This window comes from Roseobacter sp. MH60115 (genome assembly GCF_015644665.1).
Taxonomy (GTDB): Bacteria; Pseudomonadota; Alphaproteobacteria; order Rhodobacterales; family Rhodobacteraceae; genus Roseobacter.
In genome coordinates, this window is record NZ_JADOBQ010000002.1 from 756,319 (window position 1) to 771,486 (window position 15,168).

Sequence of the window (15,168 nt, forward strand, 5' to 3'; positions counted from 1 at the left end):
GATGGGGCGCTTATGCGGAGGGCGGTAACTTTGACGGTGGCACAGCGTGCGGCACATCGCTAATGTCCGCCGGACAGGAGATGACCCCATGACGACTGCAATCCGCGTACAACCCGGCATAATGGATATCGCCCTTTACCAGGGCGGTGCTTCCCAGATTGACGGGCAGGCCGATCCGCTCAAGCTGAGCTCCAACGAGAACCCTTTTGGCGCCAGCCCCAAGGCTGCGGAGGCGGTCGCGGACGCTGCCCTGAAGCTGCATCGTTACCCCTCGACCGACCATGCGCGTTTGCGCCAGTCCATCGCGGAGGTGCATGGGTTAGCGCCGGAGCGGATCATCTGTGGTGTGGGTTCTGATGAAATCCTGACGCTGCTTGCCATGGCCTTTGCCGGGCCGGGGGATGAGGTGCTCTACACAGAGCACGGGTTTTCGCTCTACCGCATCTTCGCGCTTTCCGCCGGAGCGACGCCCGTGGTGGCCCCTGAAACAGACCGCCGCGTCGACGTGGATGCGCTGATTGCGAAGATCACACAAGCGACACGCCTGATCTACATTGCGAACCCGGCGAATCCCACGGGCACGGCGCTGGATAGGGTAGAGCTTACCCGACTGGCGGACGCGGTGCCCGAGAATTGCCTCTTGGTTCTGGATGGTGCCTATGCGGAGTTCTTCGACGGCTATGATGGTGGCGCTTCCCTTGTCACAGCGCGCGCCAATGTGGTGATGACCCGCACGTTCTCCAAGCTCTATGGGCTTGGGGGGCTGCGCGTCGGGTGGGGCTATGCATCCCGGGACATCATTGACGTGCTCAACCGTATTCGGGGGCCCTTCAACATGTCGAGCGTCGCGCTATCCGGGGCGGAGGCGGCGGTAAACGACCGCCGTTTTGTAGAGACCTGCCTGACAGAGAACGCGGAACAGCGCGCCCGGCTTGTCGGCGGGCTGCGCCAGCTTGGTATTGCCTGCGATGACAGTCAGGCCAACTTCGTGATGGCTCGTTTTGCCGATGAGGATGAGGCACTGGCCGCAGATGCGCATCTAAAGTCGGTGGGCATTCTCGTGCGTCTCGTGAAAGGCTACGGCTTTCCCGAGGCGCTACGGATCACCGTGGGCCGGGCCGAAGACGTCACGCGCGTGCTCGACGCGCTTGCGAACTTCAAGGGCGCGGCATGAGCGTGATCTATGATCGGGTGGCCCTCATCGGGCTCGGGTTGATCGCCTCCTCAATGTTCTGGGCCATGAAGCGGGGCGGGCTTGCGGGCGAGGTGACGGGCTATGCCCGTAGCGTCGAGACCCGCGACACTGCCCGCCGCATCGGTCTATGTGACCGCGTGTGCGACAGTGCCGCCGATGCCGTGGAAGGTGCCGATCTCGTAATCCTCTGCGTGCCGGTGGGCGTCATGGGTGCGATTGCAGCCGAAATTGCAGACAGCCTGAAACCCGGCGCGACCGTTACCGATGTCGGCTCCGTCAAGCGGGATGTGATCGAGAATGTCGCACCACATCTGCCCGACACCGTTCATTTCATCCCCGGCCATCCCCTTGCCGGAACCGAGCATTCAGGCCCCGAATCCGGCTTCGCGGAGCTTTTTGACAACCGCTGGTGCCTATTGGTGCCGGTGCCCGGCTCAGACCCGGCGGCCGTTGCGCGACTGCGCGCGCTCTGGGAAGGCCTGGGCAGCAACGTCGAAGAGATGGAGGCGGATCACCACGATCTGGTGCTCGCCGTGACCAGCCATGCGCCGCACCTGATTGCCTACACGATGGTGGGCGTGGCGGACGACCTGCGCCGCGTGACCGACAGCGAGGTCATCCAGTATTCCGCCGCCGGATTTCGCGACTTTACCCGCATCGCCGCCAGTGACCCGACCATGTGGCGCGATGTGTTCCTGACCAACAAGGATGCGACACTGGAAATTCTGGGGCGCTTTACGGAGGAATTGTTCGCGTTACAGCGCGCCATTCGCACCGGCGACGGCGATCATCTGCACGATTACTTCACTCGCACCCGTGCGATCCGCAGGGGCATCATCGAGGCGGGGCAGGACACGGACGCGCCCGATTTCGGACGGGCAAAGAAATCCTCGTGAAAGCCTGGGTGCTTCTTTTCACGGTCATTGCCGGTGTTGCGCTTGCTGAGGTGCCCGATACCTCCAAACGGCCTGTGGGCCGCCCGGGGTCAACCGCAGGCGGGGCACTTCCCGTCAATCTGGACCCTTCCGGGGCCATCACCTCTCCCGCCCGTTCGCCTGAGGCACAGGTCACGATGGTGCGGGGCAATGCTCCCAGAACATCGCTGAGACCCCAGAAACGCACCCGGGCCGTCCGTAGACTCATACGTCAGCACCAGAAATTGCGCGCAAGAGGCGCGGTGTGTGGTGATCCCGATATTCAGGGCGACGTTATCGGTCGCGTGCCGGGCAGGATTTCCGGCTGCGGGGTGACGCAGGCCGTGCGGGTGAAATCGGTGTCTGACGTGACGCTCAGCCAGCGGGCGATCATGGACTGTGGCACGGCGCAGGCGTTGAAGACGTGGATCGAAGGGTCGGTGAAACCCACGCTCCGCACATCCGGTGGCGGGGTCGCGGGCCTGCGGGTGGCGGCGCATTACGCCTGTCGGACACGGAACAACAAGAAAGGCGCGCGGATTTCCGAGCACGGCAAGGGGCGCGCCATCGATATCTCGGGGTTTCGGCTGCGAGATGGCTCGACCATCTCCGTTCTCAAGGGTTGGACCGCGCGGGGCAGCAGCCAGGCCCTGCGCCGGATGCACCGCGATGCCTGCGGGCCGTTCGGGACGGTTCTGGGGCCGAATGCCGATAGGTTTCACCGCGACCACTTTCACTTCGATACGGCGCGGTACCGCAGCGGTACCTACTGCCGTTAACGCAAAACCAGCTGCGGCGCTTGGCCCAGTGGCACAAACCCCAATAAAATCAGACCTTTCCTGAGCGTTAGGTCCACATTAATGGACCGTGGATCGCCCGTGGCCTGAGCGAGAGCGGACAGCACGCTTTCGGCTTGAGGCCGCACGGCAGACGGTAGCACGCCGGCGGCTTCGGCCAGGGTGAGCATCTCCCGCCAGTTGCGGGCCTGCAGGGACAGGGTGCCCTCCGGTGTGCCCTGCGCATCGATGGTCAGATCTGCGGCGGCACGCAGCTGCAGATCCCCCCACGCGGCCTCGGCCAGGTCGATCCGGAGGCTACGGGGTTGCGGGCGCGCAACCTCGATGGCGCGACGGTCCCAAACCCGGTCGAAGGCAACCTGCATGTCCAGCGCAAACTTGTCGAATGTCAGTGGCCAGTTTGTCGGAACGCGCAAGGCCGTACGCGGCACCGTGCCGGGTTGCAGACCGGCGGCGTTCAGGGCAACGGTATAGCTGGCCTGGCCCGCCGCGACCTGCTGCACGGAGACGTTCAGATCGGCGGCGGAAAGAACATCCCCCATATGCGCGCTCAGCGACCATGCACCGGAGGTGACCTGCGCCGCTTCGAGGTCCAATGCGCTGCCGGGTTTCAGGCGCAAATGTGCCACGGCCTGATCCATGTCCAGGGTGGCGCGGCCCTCCGGGCTGGCGAAGGTGACCGGATCCTGCGGCAGTCGCACCGTCACGTCACCGGGCCACCATGCGGGAGCGGAGAAGGTGACGCCGCTGGTGGTCACCGCCACGCCGGTCTCGGGGTCCACAAGTGCCGGCAGCGTCATCACGGCGTCGAACCGCAGCGGAAAGCCGGAGACATCCAAACCGCCGAAATCGGCCTGCCAGCCTTCCGCGCGGCGATCTGCGAACCACTGCTCTGTTGCCTGTCGCGCGGCCTGCGCCGCCCAGATCCACCAGCCACCCCAGATCAGTGCCAAAACCAAGGCCGCCCAAATCACCCGACGCATCGCAGACCTCTTTGCGTTTTCCGTTGATTTGAGGTTTACGCAATGCAGCCAAGGAGAACCAGTAAGATGACGATGTGGGTATTCGGCTACGGCAGCCTGTTGTGGAACCCCGGATTTGACGTGGCCGAGCAGGTGGTGGCCAAGCTGCCCGGCTATTCGCGATCCTTCTGCATGTGGTCCATTCACCATCGCGGCACCGAAGACGATCCGGGTCTTGTGCTGGCCCTGGATGAGGAACCCGCCCATGCCTGTGAGGGTGTGGCCCTCGCCGTGCGGGCGGGTGCAGAGGAGGCCACACTGACCTACCTGCGTGAGCGCGAGTTGATCTCTTCGGCTTACCTTGAACGGGAACTGGACGTCGATCTGGTGGACGGACGTCGGGTACAGGCGCTGGCCTACATCATCAACCGCGAGCACCGCCAGTATTGTGGGGGCATGCCGCTGGAAGAGCAGGCGCAGATCATCGCCCGCGCGGCCGGTGGCATGGGGCCGAACACCGAATATCTCTACAATACGGCAAGCCATCTGACAGAGATCGGTCTGCATGATCCCGACCTTGAATGGCTGAGCCAGCGGGTGCGCCATCTGAGCGCATAAATCCTTGGCGCTTGCGCTGGTTTTCAGTGTAAGCTGCCGCCAGAGCAGAAGAATAAAGCGCGGGGAGCAATTGCGCATGGCGTGGCCCAACCAAGAGGCGAGACCGGTCTTTTCGCAACCGGTGCGGCAAATCTCGCTGATGCTGATCGTGCTGGCCCTTTCCGGCTTTGGCGGTTTTCTGGCCTTGCCCCGCGTGCTGCCGGTTTTCGAGGCGAACCCCTATCTGAACGGCTTCATCATTTTCGTCTTTTTCATCGGGGTGCTGGCCTGCTTCTATCAGGTGTTTCAACTGATCGGTTCGGTGCGCTGGATCGAACGATTTGCCTCCGACACCCAGGACACGAGTATTCAGGCACCGCAGCTTCTGGCGCCGCTCGCTTCGCTGTTGCGGTCGCGCGGGGCGCGCATGCAGGTCAGCGCAACCTCGACCCGGTCGATCCTCGATTCAGTGGCAACCCGTATCGATGAAGCACGCGAAATCACGCGATACATCGTCAACATGTTGATTTTCCTGGGCCTTTTGGGAACCTTCTACGGCCTTGCCACGACGGTTCCGGCGGTCGTGGACACCATCCGCAGCCTCGCACCGCAGGATGGCGAAGGCGGGGTGCAGGTCTTCAACCGTCTGATGACCGGGCTTGAGGCGCAGCTCGGCGGGATGGGCGTCGCCTTTGCCTCCTCGCTCCTTGGTCTTGCAGGGTCTCTGATCGTGGGGCTGCTGGAGCTCTTTGCCGGGCATGGTCAAAACCGGTTTTACCGCGAACTGGAAGAGTGGTTGAGTTCCATCACCCGCGTCGGCTTTACCTCGGGCGACGAGGCGGCAGGAGATCAGGGTGTGCTTGCCAGTGTGGTTGAGCACATGGTGGAACAGATGGAGCGCCTGCAGGAGATGTTCCAGCATTCCGATGTCAGCCGGTCCGAGATCAACGAAAACCTCGGCACCCTGGCGGGATCCATTGAGCGTATGACACAGAAGATGGACGGCATGGATCCGGCCAGCGCGGCCCTTGAACGGGTCGCTGCGGGGCAGGAACGGCTGATTTCCGCGCTTGAAAATCAGGGGCAGGGCGACGGGATTGATGCAGAGAGCCGCATGCGCCTGCGGTCCATCGACGTTCAGATGCTGCGCATTCTCGAAGAAATCTCCGCCGGGCGTCAGGAAAGCATGGCCGAACTGCGCATGGACATCTCCCGGTTGGCGGAAGCGATGCGCGGGAAACGGCCCCGCAGCGGTAACACGACCCTCGCAGGGGATGGATAACCATGGCGCTGTCGCGACGCACTGGCACACGTTTTCAGGCGTCCATCTGGCCGGGTTTTGTCGATGCGATGACCGGTCTTTTGCTGGTGCTGATGTTCGTGTTGACCATCTTCATGGTGGTGCAATTCGTCCTGACAGAGCGGATTACGGGTCAGGAAACCGAACTCGACCAACTCGCAGGTGAAGTCGCCGCCCTGGCGCAGGCGCTGGGTCTGGAGCGGCAGACCTCGGCAGATCTGGAAGGCCGGATGGGAGAGTTGCGCACCTCTTTGACGGACGCGGAGGCGCGGATCGCGACCCTGACTGCGACGCGCGACGCTCAGGCCGCAGCCCTTGATGAGGCCGCCGCGCGGATCACGGGTTTCGAGGCGCAGGTGGCCGCATTGATTGCGCAGCGTGACACGGCATTGGGCGATGTCAGTGCTCTGGAAGCAGAGCAAGCCGAGCTTTTGAGCGCGCAGGAAGCGCTTAACCTGGCCCTATCCTCCGCGCGCAGTGAGATTGATGCGCAGGAGGAGGCCGCCCGGCTGGCGGCCGCGCGACGGGATGCTTTGAACGCTTTGGTTGCCGATCTGCGCGCCCGCAACGCCGAGGCGCAGGGGCAGGTTGATACGTTAGGTGCGGAACTGGACGACGCACGTGAGGCGCTCAGCGCCGAGGAGGCGGCGCGCCTTGCCGAAGCCGCGGCCGCCGAGGCGCTGCGGGATCGGCTGCGGAATGCTGATGCAGAGTTGACAGCAATGACGCTCGCGCTCGAAGCGCAGCGCAAGGAGGCAGAGGATACGCTGACACTGCTGGCCGCCGCGCGGGCGGCGGAGCGCGATCTCGACACGCAATTGGCGGCAGCACTGCTTCGGATCGAAGGGCTGGAGGAAACGGCGGATACGGCGGGTGAGGAAATCGACAGCCTGCGTGCCGCAGAACGCGCGCTCCAGGCTGAACTGGATGCAGCTGCCGAGCAATCCTTAGCGGAGCGTGAAGATCTGCGGGCGCGTCTGGCCGAAGCGCTCGCTGCAAAACTGGCGGCGGAAACCTTGGCCGCAGACAACAGCACCGATGCCGAACGCCGCGCGGCGCTTTTGGCACAGGCCCGTGCGGCGCTTACCAAAGAGGAAGAGATCAGCGCCGAAGCGCAGCGACAGACAGAGCTGCTCAACCAGCAGGTTGCAGCGCTGCGCGCGCAGCTTGGCGATTTGCAGGCCTTGCTGGACGATGCAGTGGCACGGGATGCTGCGTCGCAGGTTCGCTTGCAGTCGCTGGGGTCGGATTTGAACACCGCCCTTGCCCGCGTGGCTGCCGAGGAGCGCCGCCGTGCCGAACTGGAGGAGGCGGAGCGCAAGCGGCTGGCCGAAGAAGCCGCGCGCCTGGCAGCAGAGACAAAGGATCTGGAGCAGTACCGGTCCGAGTTCTTTGGCCGTTTGCGCGATGTGCTCGGCCGCCAGGAAGGGGTGCGGATCGAGGGCGACCGCTTTGTATTTTCGTCAGAGGTGCTTTTTGCCCCTGCCAGCGCGACCTTGTCGCCGGAAGGACGTGAAGAGGTGGCCAAAGTCGCGGAGATTATCTCCAGCGTTGCAGACGACATCCCGCCGGAGATCAACTGGGTCCTGCGGGTCGATGGGCATACAGACGACGTCCCATTACTGGGCACCGGGCGCTATGCGGATAACTGGGAGCTCAGCCAGGGGCGGGCGCTGTCGGTGGTGAAATACATGGTGGAGGCTTTGGGCATTCCTCCCGAGCGCCTTGCCGCCAATGGTTTTGGGCAGTATCAGCCGGTGGCTTCGGGGAGCAGCGAGGCGGCCCGCGCCCAGAACCGACGGATCGAGTTGAAATTCACCGAACGTTGATTGGCGTGCCCCGCGCGAAACCCCGAGGGTTGTTGGCGGGCCTTGGGGTCTCACGTTGTGGATCAACGGGTGGCAGTTTCGGTCTTGGCCCTGTTGGGGCGCTGCTAGAACAGCGTATTACATTGTTCTTCTGATCCAAACAAAAACGCCCCCGCCGGTTGATCCGGCGGGGGCGCAAATCTCATCAGACAGGTTTACTCCGCAGTCAGCAGCGGCGGCTTGTTGCCGGAGAGACGGGGCTTGTCCGGGCCTTCGATCTTCAGATCAATCTCGCCAGCCTTTATGCCAACCTTCACGATGCCGCCTTTGGCGAGCTTGCCAAAGAGCAGGTCCTCCGCCAGTGGCTTCTTGATGTGCTCCTGAATGACCCGACCCAGTGGGCGCGCGCCCATCTTGCTGTCATAGCCCTTGTCTGCCAGCCATTCTGCAGCTGGTTTGGTGAGCTCGATGGTCACATTGCGATCCATCAACTGGGCTTCCAGTTGCAGTACGAACTTTTCGACAACCCGCAGGATGACCTCTTTCGGCAGCGGTGCGAAGCTGATGACGGCATCCAAGCGGTTGCGGAATTCCGGTGTGAAAGTCCGCTCAATGGCTGCCGTATCCTCGCCCTCGCGGCGATCACGCCCAAAGCCGATGGCCTCCTTGGCCTGCTCAGCTGCGCCAGCGTTCGAGGTCATGATCAGCACCACGTTACGGAAATCTACCGTGCGCCCGTTGTGATCGGTCAGCTTGCCGTGATCCATCACCTGCAGCAGGATGTTGTAGACATCCGGGTGTGCCTTCTCCATCTCGTCGAGCAGCAGCACGCAGTGCGGGTGCTGGTCCACACCATCCGTCAGCATGCCGCCCTGGTCGAAGCCGACATAACCAGGAGGCGCGCCGATCAGGCGGGAAACCGCGTGTTTCTCCATGTACTCAGACATATCGAAGCGCAACAATTCCACGCCAAGCGTATCCGCCAGCTGTTTGGCCACTTCCGTCTTGCCCACACCCGTGGGTCCAGCAAAGAGATAGTTCCCAATCGGCTTCTCAGGTTCCCGCAGACCCGCGCGCGCCAGCTTGATCGCCGACGACAGTGCTTCGATTGCGTTGTCCTGGCCGAAAACGACGCGTTTTAGCGAGGCTTCGAGGTCTTTCAGCACCTCCGCATCGTCCTTGGAGACGTTCTTCGGCGGAATGCGGGCGATCTTGGCCACTACATTCTCGATCTCCTTGGTGCCGATGGTCTTGCGGCGCTTCGCAGCGACCACCAGATGCTGAGCGGCACCCGCCTCATCGATCACATCGATGGCCGAATCTGGTAGCTTGCGATCATTGATGTACCGCGACGCCAGCTCCACCGACGTCTTGATCGCATCAGCCGTGTATTTCACCGAGTGGTGATCCTCGAAATAGGGTTTCAACCCGCGCAGGATCTTCACTGCATCCTCGACTGACGGTTCGTTCACGTCGATTTTCTGGAACCGGCGGCTCAGCGCGCGGTCCTTCTCGAAGTGTTGGCGGAACTCCTTGTACGTGGTCGAGCCCATGGTGCGCAGCTTGCCGCCCGCGAGCGCGGGTTTCAGCAGGTTCGACGCATCCATCGCACCGCCTGAGGTGGCGCCTGCGCCGATCACCGTATGAATCTCGTCGATGAAGAGCACCGCATCCTCATGCTGCTCCAGCTCCGCCACCACGGCCTTCAGCCGTTCCTCGAAATCCCCGCGATAGCGTGTACCCGCTAACAAAGCACCCATATCGAGCGAGTAGATCGTCGTATTCTCCAACACTTCCGGCGTCTCTCCAGCAACGATCTTGCGCGCCAGACCTTCCGCAATAGCGGTTTTGCCCACACCCGGATCACCCACCAGCAGCGGGTTGTTCTTGCGGCGGCGGCAAAGCACCTGAATGCAACGCTCCACTTCCGCATCGCGGCCAATCAGCGGGTCAATATCGCCCTCGCGGGACTTGGCATTCAAATCCACGCAGTATTTCTCAAGCGCGCTCTCTTTCTTTTCGCCCTCGGTGACGCCCTGCGCCTCTTCCTCATGCTCTGGCGCACCGGAAACGGGGCGTTGTTCGCCATAAGCGGGATCTTTCGCGACCCCATGGGCAATAAAATTCACCGCGTCATAGCGGGTCATATCCTGCTCCTGCAGGAAGTAGGCGGCATTGCTCTCGCGCTCGGCAAAGATCGCGACCAGCACATTGGCACCGGTAACCTCTGTGCGCCCGGAGGACTGCACGTGAATGGCGGCGCGTTGAATGACCCGCTGGAAAGCGGCGGTGGGCACGGCCTCGGAGCCGTCCACATCCGTGACCAGATTGCTGAGGTCCTCATCAACAAATTCCACCAGCGTGGCCCGTAAATCGTCGATATCGACGCTGCAGGCCTTCATGACGCGGGTCGCGTCCGGTTCGTCGATCAGGGCCAGCAAAAGGTGCTCAAGCGTGGCGAATTCATGGCGCCGGGCATTGGCCAGCGCCAGCGCGGAATGTATTGCCTGTTCCAGTGTGGTCGAAAATGAAGGCACGGGCTGTGCTCCTTCTGATCGGGGTCGGTTGAGGATCTGATTGATGCCGATCCGTAAGCCGACCATGGCCTCATAGTATTAGAGTTTGGTTGATCGCAGCGCCGCTTCAAGTTTTTTCTTCACTTTTGCGGTCACAAATTGTGTGAACCGGACATGAAAGACTGCGATTTCGGCGTTAGAAGGCGTCCTTGCGGGCGCGTATTTCGGCGAAGACCTCGACATCACGTGCGTCTGTCATGCCCAGGCGGGCGCGAATATCAGGGTCAGATGCGCGCAGAAACGGGTTTGTTGCCATCTCAAGCGCCAAGGTTGAAGGAACTGTCGCCTTGTCAGCAGCACGAGCTGCAGCAATTGCGTCGCTCCGAGATATAAGCTCGGTATTATGAGGATCAATAGTTAAGGCGAACTTAGCATTGGACGCGGTGTATTCATGACCGGAACACACGATTGTGTCCGCCGGTAGCGCCATCAGGCGGCTCAACGATCCCCACATCTGTTCTGCCGAGCCTTCGAAGAGCCGCCCGCACCCGAGCGCCATCAGGCTGTCTGCCGTGAAAACCGCGCCTGCGGCCGCCACGTAATACGCGATGTGACCGATTGTGTGGCCGGGGACATCAAGGACCTGCACCTTGTGCCCAGCGAATTCGAATTGATCTTCCCCGTCGTGGGCCACATCGAGCGGGGGCAGGCGATGCTTGTCTTTGGCTGCCCCGCGCACGGTGGCCTTGTGCGCGTTCAGGATGTCGCCAAGCCCCTGAACATGGTCATCATGGTGATGGGTGATCCAGACCTCGCTGATCTTCCAACCCCGTTCTTGCGCGGCCTGCAGGATCGGGGCGGATTCCGGCACATCGATAAGGGCGGTTTCGCCGGTCTCGCTGTCGTGCAGCAAAAATGCGTAATTATCCGACAGGCAGGGGATGGTTGCGATTTCAAGAGCCATGGCCATTCTCCGACAGGTTTGCGACACTGTCTGCAACAGTGACCGATGAAGAGACCGGCTGCAATGCATCTGGACGTGCAAGACCTGCGTAATTTCTACTACCGCTCCGCGCTTGGCCGCGCGGCGCAGGCGAGCCTGCGGGGGCGCATGCTGGAGCTCTGGCCCGAGGCCAAGGGGCAGACGGTGGTGGGATACGGGTTTGCAGCACCCCTGTTGCGCCCGTACCTAAAGGAGGCGCGACGGGTCATGGCGCTGATGCCGGGGCCGCAGGGGGTGATGCCCTGGCCTGCCAATATGCCGAATGTTTCGGTGCTGACCGAAGAAACCTGCTGGCCGCTGGAAACGGGCCATGTCGACAAGCTGGTGGTCCTGCACGGGTTAGAAACCTCTGAGCGCGCTTTTGATCTGCTGGAAGAATGCTGGCGGGTGCTGGGGCCGGGGGGCAGGGCGCTCTTCATCGTGCCCAACCGCGCAGGCCTCTGGGCCAGACGGGACCGTACGCCCTTTGGCTTCGGGCGGCCCTATTCGCCGGGACAACTGGAAACCCAGCTGCGCAAACACCAGTTCCTGCCGGAACGTCACCTTGGCGCGCTCTATCAGGTGCCCTCGACCAAACGGTGGTGGATGAAATCCGGCACTGCATTCGAGAAGATGGGGCGCAGGCTGCCGACGATGATGGCGGGGGGCGCCTTCATGGTCGAAGCCACGAAACTGGTCTACCCGCCGAAGGGAAAAGTCGAACCCGCGCGGAAATTGCGTGCGCCCGGTGTGCTGGAACCAACGGCCAAGCCGGTTTAGTGATTAAACGATCCACGCCGTGCGCTGTCTATCAGGCCGTTTGCCAAAATTCGGGGCGTGGGAATCGCAAAACGCCGCAATAATTGCGCCATTTCGCAAACTTTCTGAGAGGCCAAACGGTCGCACCCGGGCCAAACGCCTGAAATCATGGGAAAAGAGCCAAAAACGCTCTACACTATCTCATGTTGCGGGGTGTGAGCCTCTCTGCTACATCACCGCTGATTTCGACGTCTTGAGTTAATTCAAGCCGCGCCAACACTCTCGGTGACGCGATTTTTTCGCATATCCGGGGCCAGAACATCGGAAGGGTGGACGTGTCAGAACCAGCTTCGATTTCCACAAGTATTGCCGAGCGCTATGCCACGGCAGTCTACGAGATTGCCAAGGACGGCAAAGCTCTAAAATCTCTCGAAACTGATCTTGATGCGCTGCAGTCTGCCCTGGCAGACAGCGATGATTTCCGTGCCTTGATCCATTCGCCGATCTATTCGCGCGACGAGCAGGGCACTGCCATTGCCGCCATCGCGAAGAAGATGGATCTCTCGGACACGCTGGCCAATACGCTGGCGCTGATGGCGCAGAAGCGGCGTCTCTTCGTGCTGCCGCAACTGGTCAAAACCCTGCGGGACATCATTGCCGCCGAGAAGGGCGAGGTGACCGCCGAGGTGGTTTCCGCCAAGGCGCTGACGAAAACGCAGGCTGAAAAGCTGGCCAAGACACTGAAAGCCTCCACAGGCAAAACCGTAACACTCAATGCGACCGTGGATGAAAGCCTCATCGGCGGTCTTATTGTCAAAGTTGGTTCGCGCATGGTTGATACCTCGATCCGCGCGAAACTGAATTCTCTCCAGAATGCAATGAAAGAGGTCGGATAAATGGGTATCCAAGCAGCAGAGATTTCTGCGATCCTGAAGGACCAGATCAAGAACTTCGGCCAGGAAGCCGAAGTGGCCGAAGTGGGCCGTGTGCTTTCCGTCGGTGACGGCATCGCGCGCGTCTATGGTCTGGACAATGTTCAAGCCGGTGAGATGGTCGAATTCCCCGGCGGTATTCAGGGCATGGCGCTGAACCTCGAATCCGACAACGTGGGCGTCGTGATCTTCGGCTCCGACCGCGACATTAAAGAAGGCGACACCGTCAAGCGCACCAACTCCATCGTGTCCGTCCCGACAGGGGACGAACTGCTGGGCCGTGTTGTGGACGGTCTGGGCAACCCGATTGACGGCAAAGGCCCGATCAACGCCAAGACCTCCTCCGTGGCGGACGTGAAAGCGCCGGGCATCATCCCGCGTAAATCAGTCCACGAACCGATGGCGACTGGCCTTAAAGCGGTCGACTCGATGATCCCAATTGGCCGTGGCCAGCGGGAGCTGATCATCGGGGACCGTCAGACTGGCAAGACCGCCGTGGCGCTGGACGCGATCCTGAACCAGAAATCCTACAACGATGGTGCGGGCGACGATGAGAGCAAGAAGCTCTACTGCGTCTACGTTGCTGTGGGTCAGAAACGCTCCACCGTGGCGCAGCTGGTGAAAAAGCTCGAAGAGACCGGTGCGATCGACTATTCCATCGTTGTGGCCGCGACAGCCTCCGAGCCTGCACCGATGCAGTTCCTCGCACCTTATGCCGCGACGGCGATGGCCGAGCACTTCCGCGACAACGGTCGCCACGCGCTGATCATCTATGATGACCTCTCCAAGCAGGCTGTGTCCTACCGCCAGATGTCCCTGCTGCTGCGCCGTCCGCCCGGTCGTGAAGCCTATCCGGGTGACGTTTTCTACCTCCACTCCCGCCTTCTGGAACGCTCCGCGAAGCTGGGCGATGACGCGGGCAACGGCTCGCTGACGGCCCTGCCGATCATCGAGACGCAAGGCGGCGACGTGTCGGCCTTTATTCCGACCAACGTGATTTCCATCACCGACGGCCAGATTTTCCTCGAAACCGAACTGTTCTATCAGGGCATCCGTCCCGCCGTGAACACAGGTCTGTCGGTCTCCCGCGTGGGCTCCTCGGCCCAGACCAAGGCGATGTCCTCGGTCGCCGGCCCGGTGAAACTGTCCCTCGCGCAGTATCGCGAAATGGCGGCCTTTGCGCAGTTCGGCTCCGACCTCGACGCCTCCACCCAGCAGCTGCTGGCCCGGGGCGCACGTCTGACCGAGCTGATGAAACAGCCGCAATATTCGCCACTGACCAACGCCGAGATTGTCTGCGTGATCTTTGCAGGCACCAACGGCTACCTCGACAAGGTCGACGTGAAAGAGGTAGGTCGTTTCGAGGCCGGCATGCTGGCGCATCTGCGCTCCAAGCATCAGGCGCTGCTCGACGACATCACCAACAACGACCGTAAGGTGAAAGACGATCTGGCAGACAGCATCAAATCGGCACTCGACGAATTCGCCGCTGATTTCGCTTAAGAGGTAGGCCCATGCCCAGTCTTAAGGACCTTAAAAACAGGATCGAGTCGGTCAAATCGACCCGCAAGATCACCAAGGCGATGCAGATGGTGGCAGCTGCAAAGCTGCGCCGTGCGCAGGAGGCTGCCGAACAGTCGCGCCCCTACACGGAACGGTTCAACGCCGTGATGGCGGGGTTGGCGGCATCGGTGGGCGGGTCGGATTCCGCACCCAAATTGCTGTCGGGCACCGGCAGCGACAAAGTGCAGCTGCTGATCGTCATGACCTCCGAGCGCGGCCTGTGTGGTGGCTTCAACTCGAACATCGCCAAACTGGCCCGCAGCCACGCGCAAAAACTGCAAGCCGAAGGCAAGGACGTCAAAATCCTGACCGTCGGCAAGAAAGGCCGCGACCAGCTCAAGCGCGACTTCGGATCGCTGTTCATCGACCACGTGGACCTCACCGAGGTCAAACGCGTGGGATATGTGGATGCGCAGGCCATCGCCAAGGATGTGCTAGCGCGTTTCGACGCGGGTGAATTTGACGTGGCCACGCTCTTTTATTCGAAGTTCGTGAACGTCGTCAGCCAGATCCCGACTGCCCAGCAGATCATCCCGGCCACATTCGAGGAAGAGGAAGGGTCTGAGCCTTCCACCTTGTTCGATTATGAACCGTCGGAAGAGGCCATTCTGGCCGACCTGCTGCCGCGCGGCGTGGCCACGCAAATCTTTGCAGGGCTCTTGGAAAATGGTGCGTCCGAGCAAGGCGCGCGGATGTCCGCGATGGACAACGCGACACGGAACGCGGGCGAGATGATCGACAAGCTGACCATCGAATTCAACCGCTCGCGTCAGGCCGTCATCACCAACGAGCTGATCGAAATCATTTCCGGCGCGGAAGCGCTGTAAGAACAAACCGGAGAAA

The 15,168-nt window shown here is 61.7% G+C and carries 13 protein-coding genes; 10 read left to right on the forward strand and 3 right to left on the reverse strand.

The features are described from left to right. Nucleotides 1–88 precede the first annotated feature (88 nt). Genes hisC through ISX84_RS09335 form a run of 3 tightly spaced genes read left to right on the forward strand, consistent with a single transcriptional unit; the run spans nt 89 to nt 2,888 of the window. Nucleotides 89–1,174 carry a histidinol-phosphate transaminase gene (gene hisC, locus ISX84_RS09325; RefSeq protein ID WP_195820054.1) on the forward strand — a complete coding sequence of 362 codons (1,086 nt, stop codon included), beginning with the start codon at nt 89–91 and terminating at the stop codon, nt 1,172–1,174. Further along, on the forward strand, nt 1,171–2,091 hold the full coding sequence (locus ISX84_RS09330) for a prephenate/arogenate dehydrogenase family protein (protein WP_195820055.1): 921 nt from the start codon (nt 1,171–1,173) through the stop codon (nt 2,089–2,091). The genes hisC and ISX84_RS09330 overlap by 4 nt, the downstream gene beginning before the upstream one ends. After that, nucleotides 2,088–2,888: an extensin-like domain-containing protein gene (locus ISX84_RS09335; RefSeq protein WP_195820056.1), complete on the forward strand. Its 801-nt coding sequence runs from the start codon at nt 2,088–2,090 to the stop codon at nt 2,886–2,888. Before ISX84_RS09330 ends, ISX84_RS09335 begins: the two co-directional genes overlap by 4 nt. Here ISX84_RS09335 and ISX84_RS09340 read toward each other — a convergent pair. Then, nucleotides 2,885–3,889 carry a DUF2125 domain-containing protein gene (locus tag ISX84_RS09340; protein WP_195820057.1) on the reverse strand — a complete coding sequence of 335 codons (1,005 nt, stop codon included), beginning with the start codon at nt 3,887–3,889 and terminating at the stop codon, nt 2,885–2,887. The genes ISX84_RS09335 and ISX84_RS09340 overlap by 4 nt on opposite strands. A gap of 66 nt (nt 3,890–3,955) precedes the next feature. Here ISX84_RS09340 and ISX84_RS09345 point away from each other — a divergent pair, with 66 nt between their 5' ends. The 3 genes from ISX84_RS09345 to ISX84_RS09355 all read left to right on the forward strand — a co-directional run bounded on the left by ISX84_RS09345 (nt 3,956) and on the right by ISX84_RS09355 (nt 7,594). Further along, nucleotides 3,956–4,486, forward strand: coding sequence for a gamma-glutamylcyclotransferase (locus ISX84_RS09345; RefSeq protein WP_195820058.1), 531 nt, complete (start codon nt 3,956–3,958; stop codon nt 4,484–4,486). Between the two features lie 76 nt (nt 4,487–4,562). Continuing rightward, nucleotides 4,563–5,747 carry a biopolymer transporter ExbB gene (locus ISX84_RS09350; protein ID WP_195820059.1) on the forward strand — a complete coding sequence of 395 codons (1,185 nt, stop codon included), beginning with the start codon at nt 4,563–4,565 and terminating at the stop codon, nt 5,745–5,747. A 2-nt stretch (nt 5,748–5,749) separates the two neighbouring features. Next, the gene (locus ISX84_RS09355) at nt 5,750–7,594 is read left to right on the forward strand and encodes a peptidoglycan -binding protein (protein ID WP_195820060.1); all 1,845 of its coding nucleotides are present in this window, start codon (nt 5,750–5,752) and stop codon (nt 7,592–7,594) included. A 194-nt stretch (nt 7,595–7,788) separates the two neighbouring features. On the opposite strand, the gene clpA is transcribed toward ISX84_RS09355, so the two are convergent. Together clpA and gloB are read right to left on the reverse strand one after the other, a co-directional pair. Continuing rightward, entirely contained in the window at nt 7,789–10,110 is a 2,322-nt protein-coding gene (clpA, locus tag ISX84_RS09360; protein WP_195820061.1) for an ATP-dependent Clp protease ATP-binding subunit ClpA, read from the reverse strand. A 175-nt stretch (nt 10,111–10,285) separates the two neighbouring features. Further along, a complete protein-coding gene (gene gloB, locus ISX84_RS09365) occupies nt 10,286–11,053 on the reverse strand; it encodes a hydroxyacylglutathione hydrolase (protein ID WP_195820062.1) in 768 nt (255 codons plus the stop codon). Nucleotides 11,054–11,116: 63 nt separating this feature from the next. Here gloB and ISX84_RS09370 point away from each other — a divergent pair, with 63 nt between their 5' ends. The 4 genes from ISX84_RS09370 (at nt 11,117) to ISX84_RS09385 (ending at nt 15,152) form a co-directional block, all read left to right on the forward strand. Next, nucleotides 11,117–11,851 (forward strand): hypothetical protein, encoded by a 735-nt coding sequence (locus ISX84_RS09370; protein WP_195820287.1) that lies wholly within the window; start codon nt 11,117–11,119, stop codon nt 11,849–11,851. Nucleotides 11,852–12,165: 314 nt separating this feature from the next. Continuing rightward, nucleotides 12,166–12,726, forward strand: a complete 561-nt coding sequence (locus ISX84_RS09375) for a F0F1 ATP synthase subunit delta (protein WP_195820063.1) — start codon at nt 12,166–12,168, stop codon at nt 12,724–12,726. Further along, the gene (gene atpA / locus ISX84_RS09380) at nt 12,727–14,265 is read left to right on the forward strand and encodes a F0F1 ATP synthase subunit alpha (protein WP_195820064.1); all 1,539 of its coding nucleotides are present in this window, start codon (nt 12,727–12,729) and stop codon (nt 14,263–14,265) included. It begins immediately after the preceding gene. A gap of 11 nt (nt 14,266–14,276) precedes the next feature. Continuing rightward, nucleotides 14,277–15,152, forward strand: coding sequence for a F0F1 ATP synthase subunit gamma (locus ISX84_RS09385; RefSeq protein ID WP_195820065.1), 876 nt, complete (start codon nt 14,277–14,279; stop codon nt 15,150–15,152). The last annotated feature ends 16 nt before the right edge of the window (nt 15,153–15,168 follow it).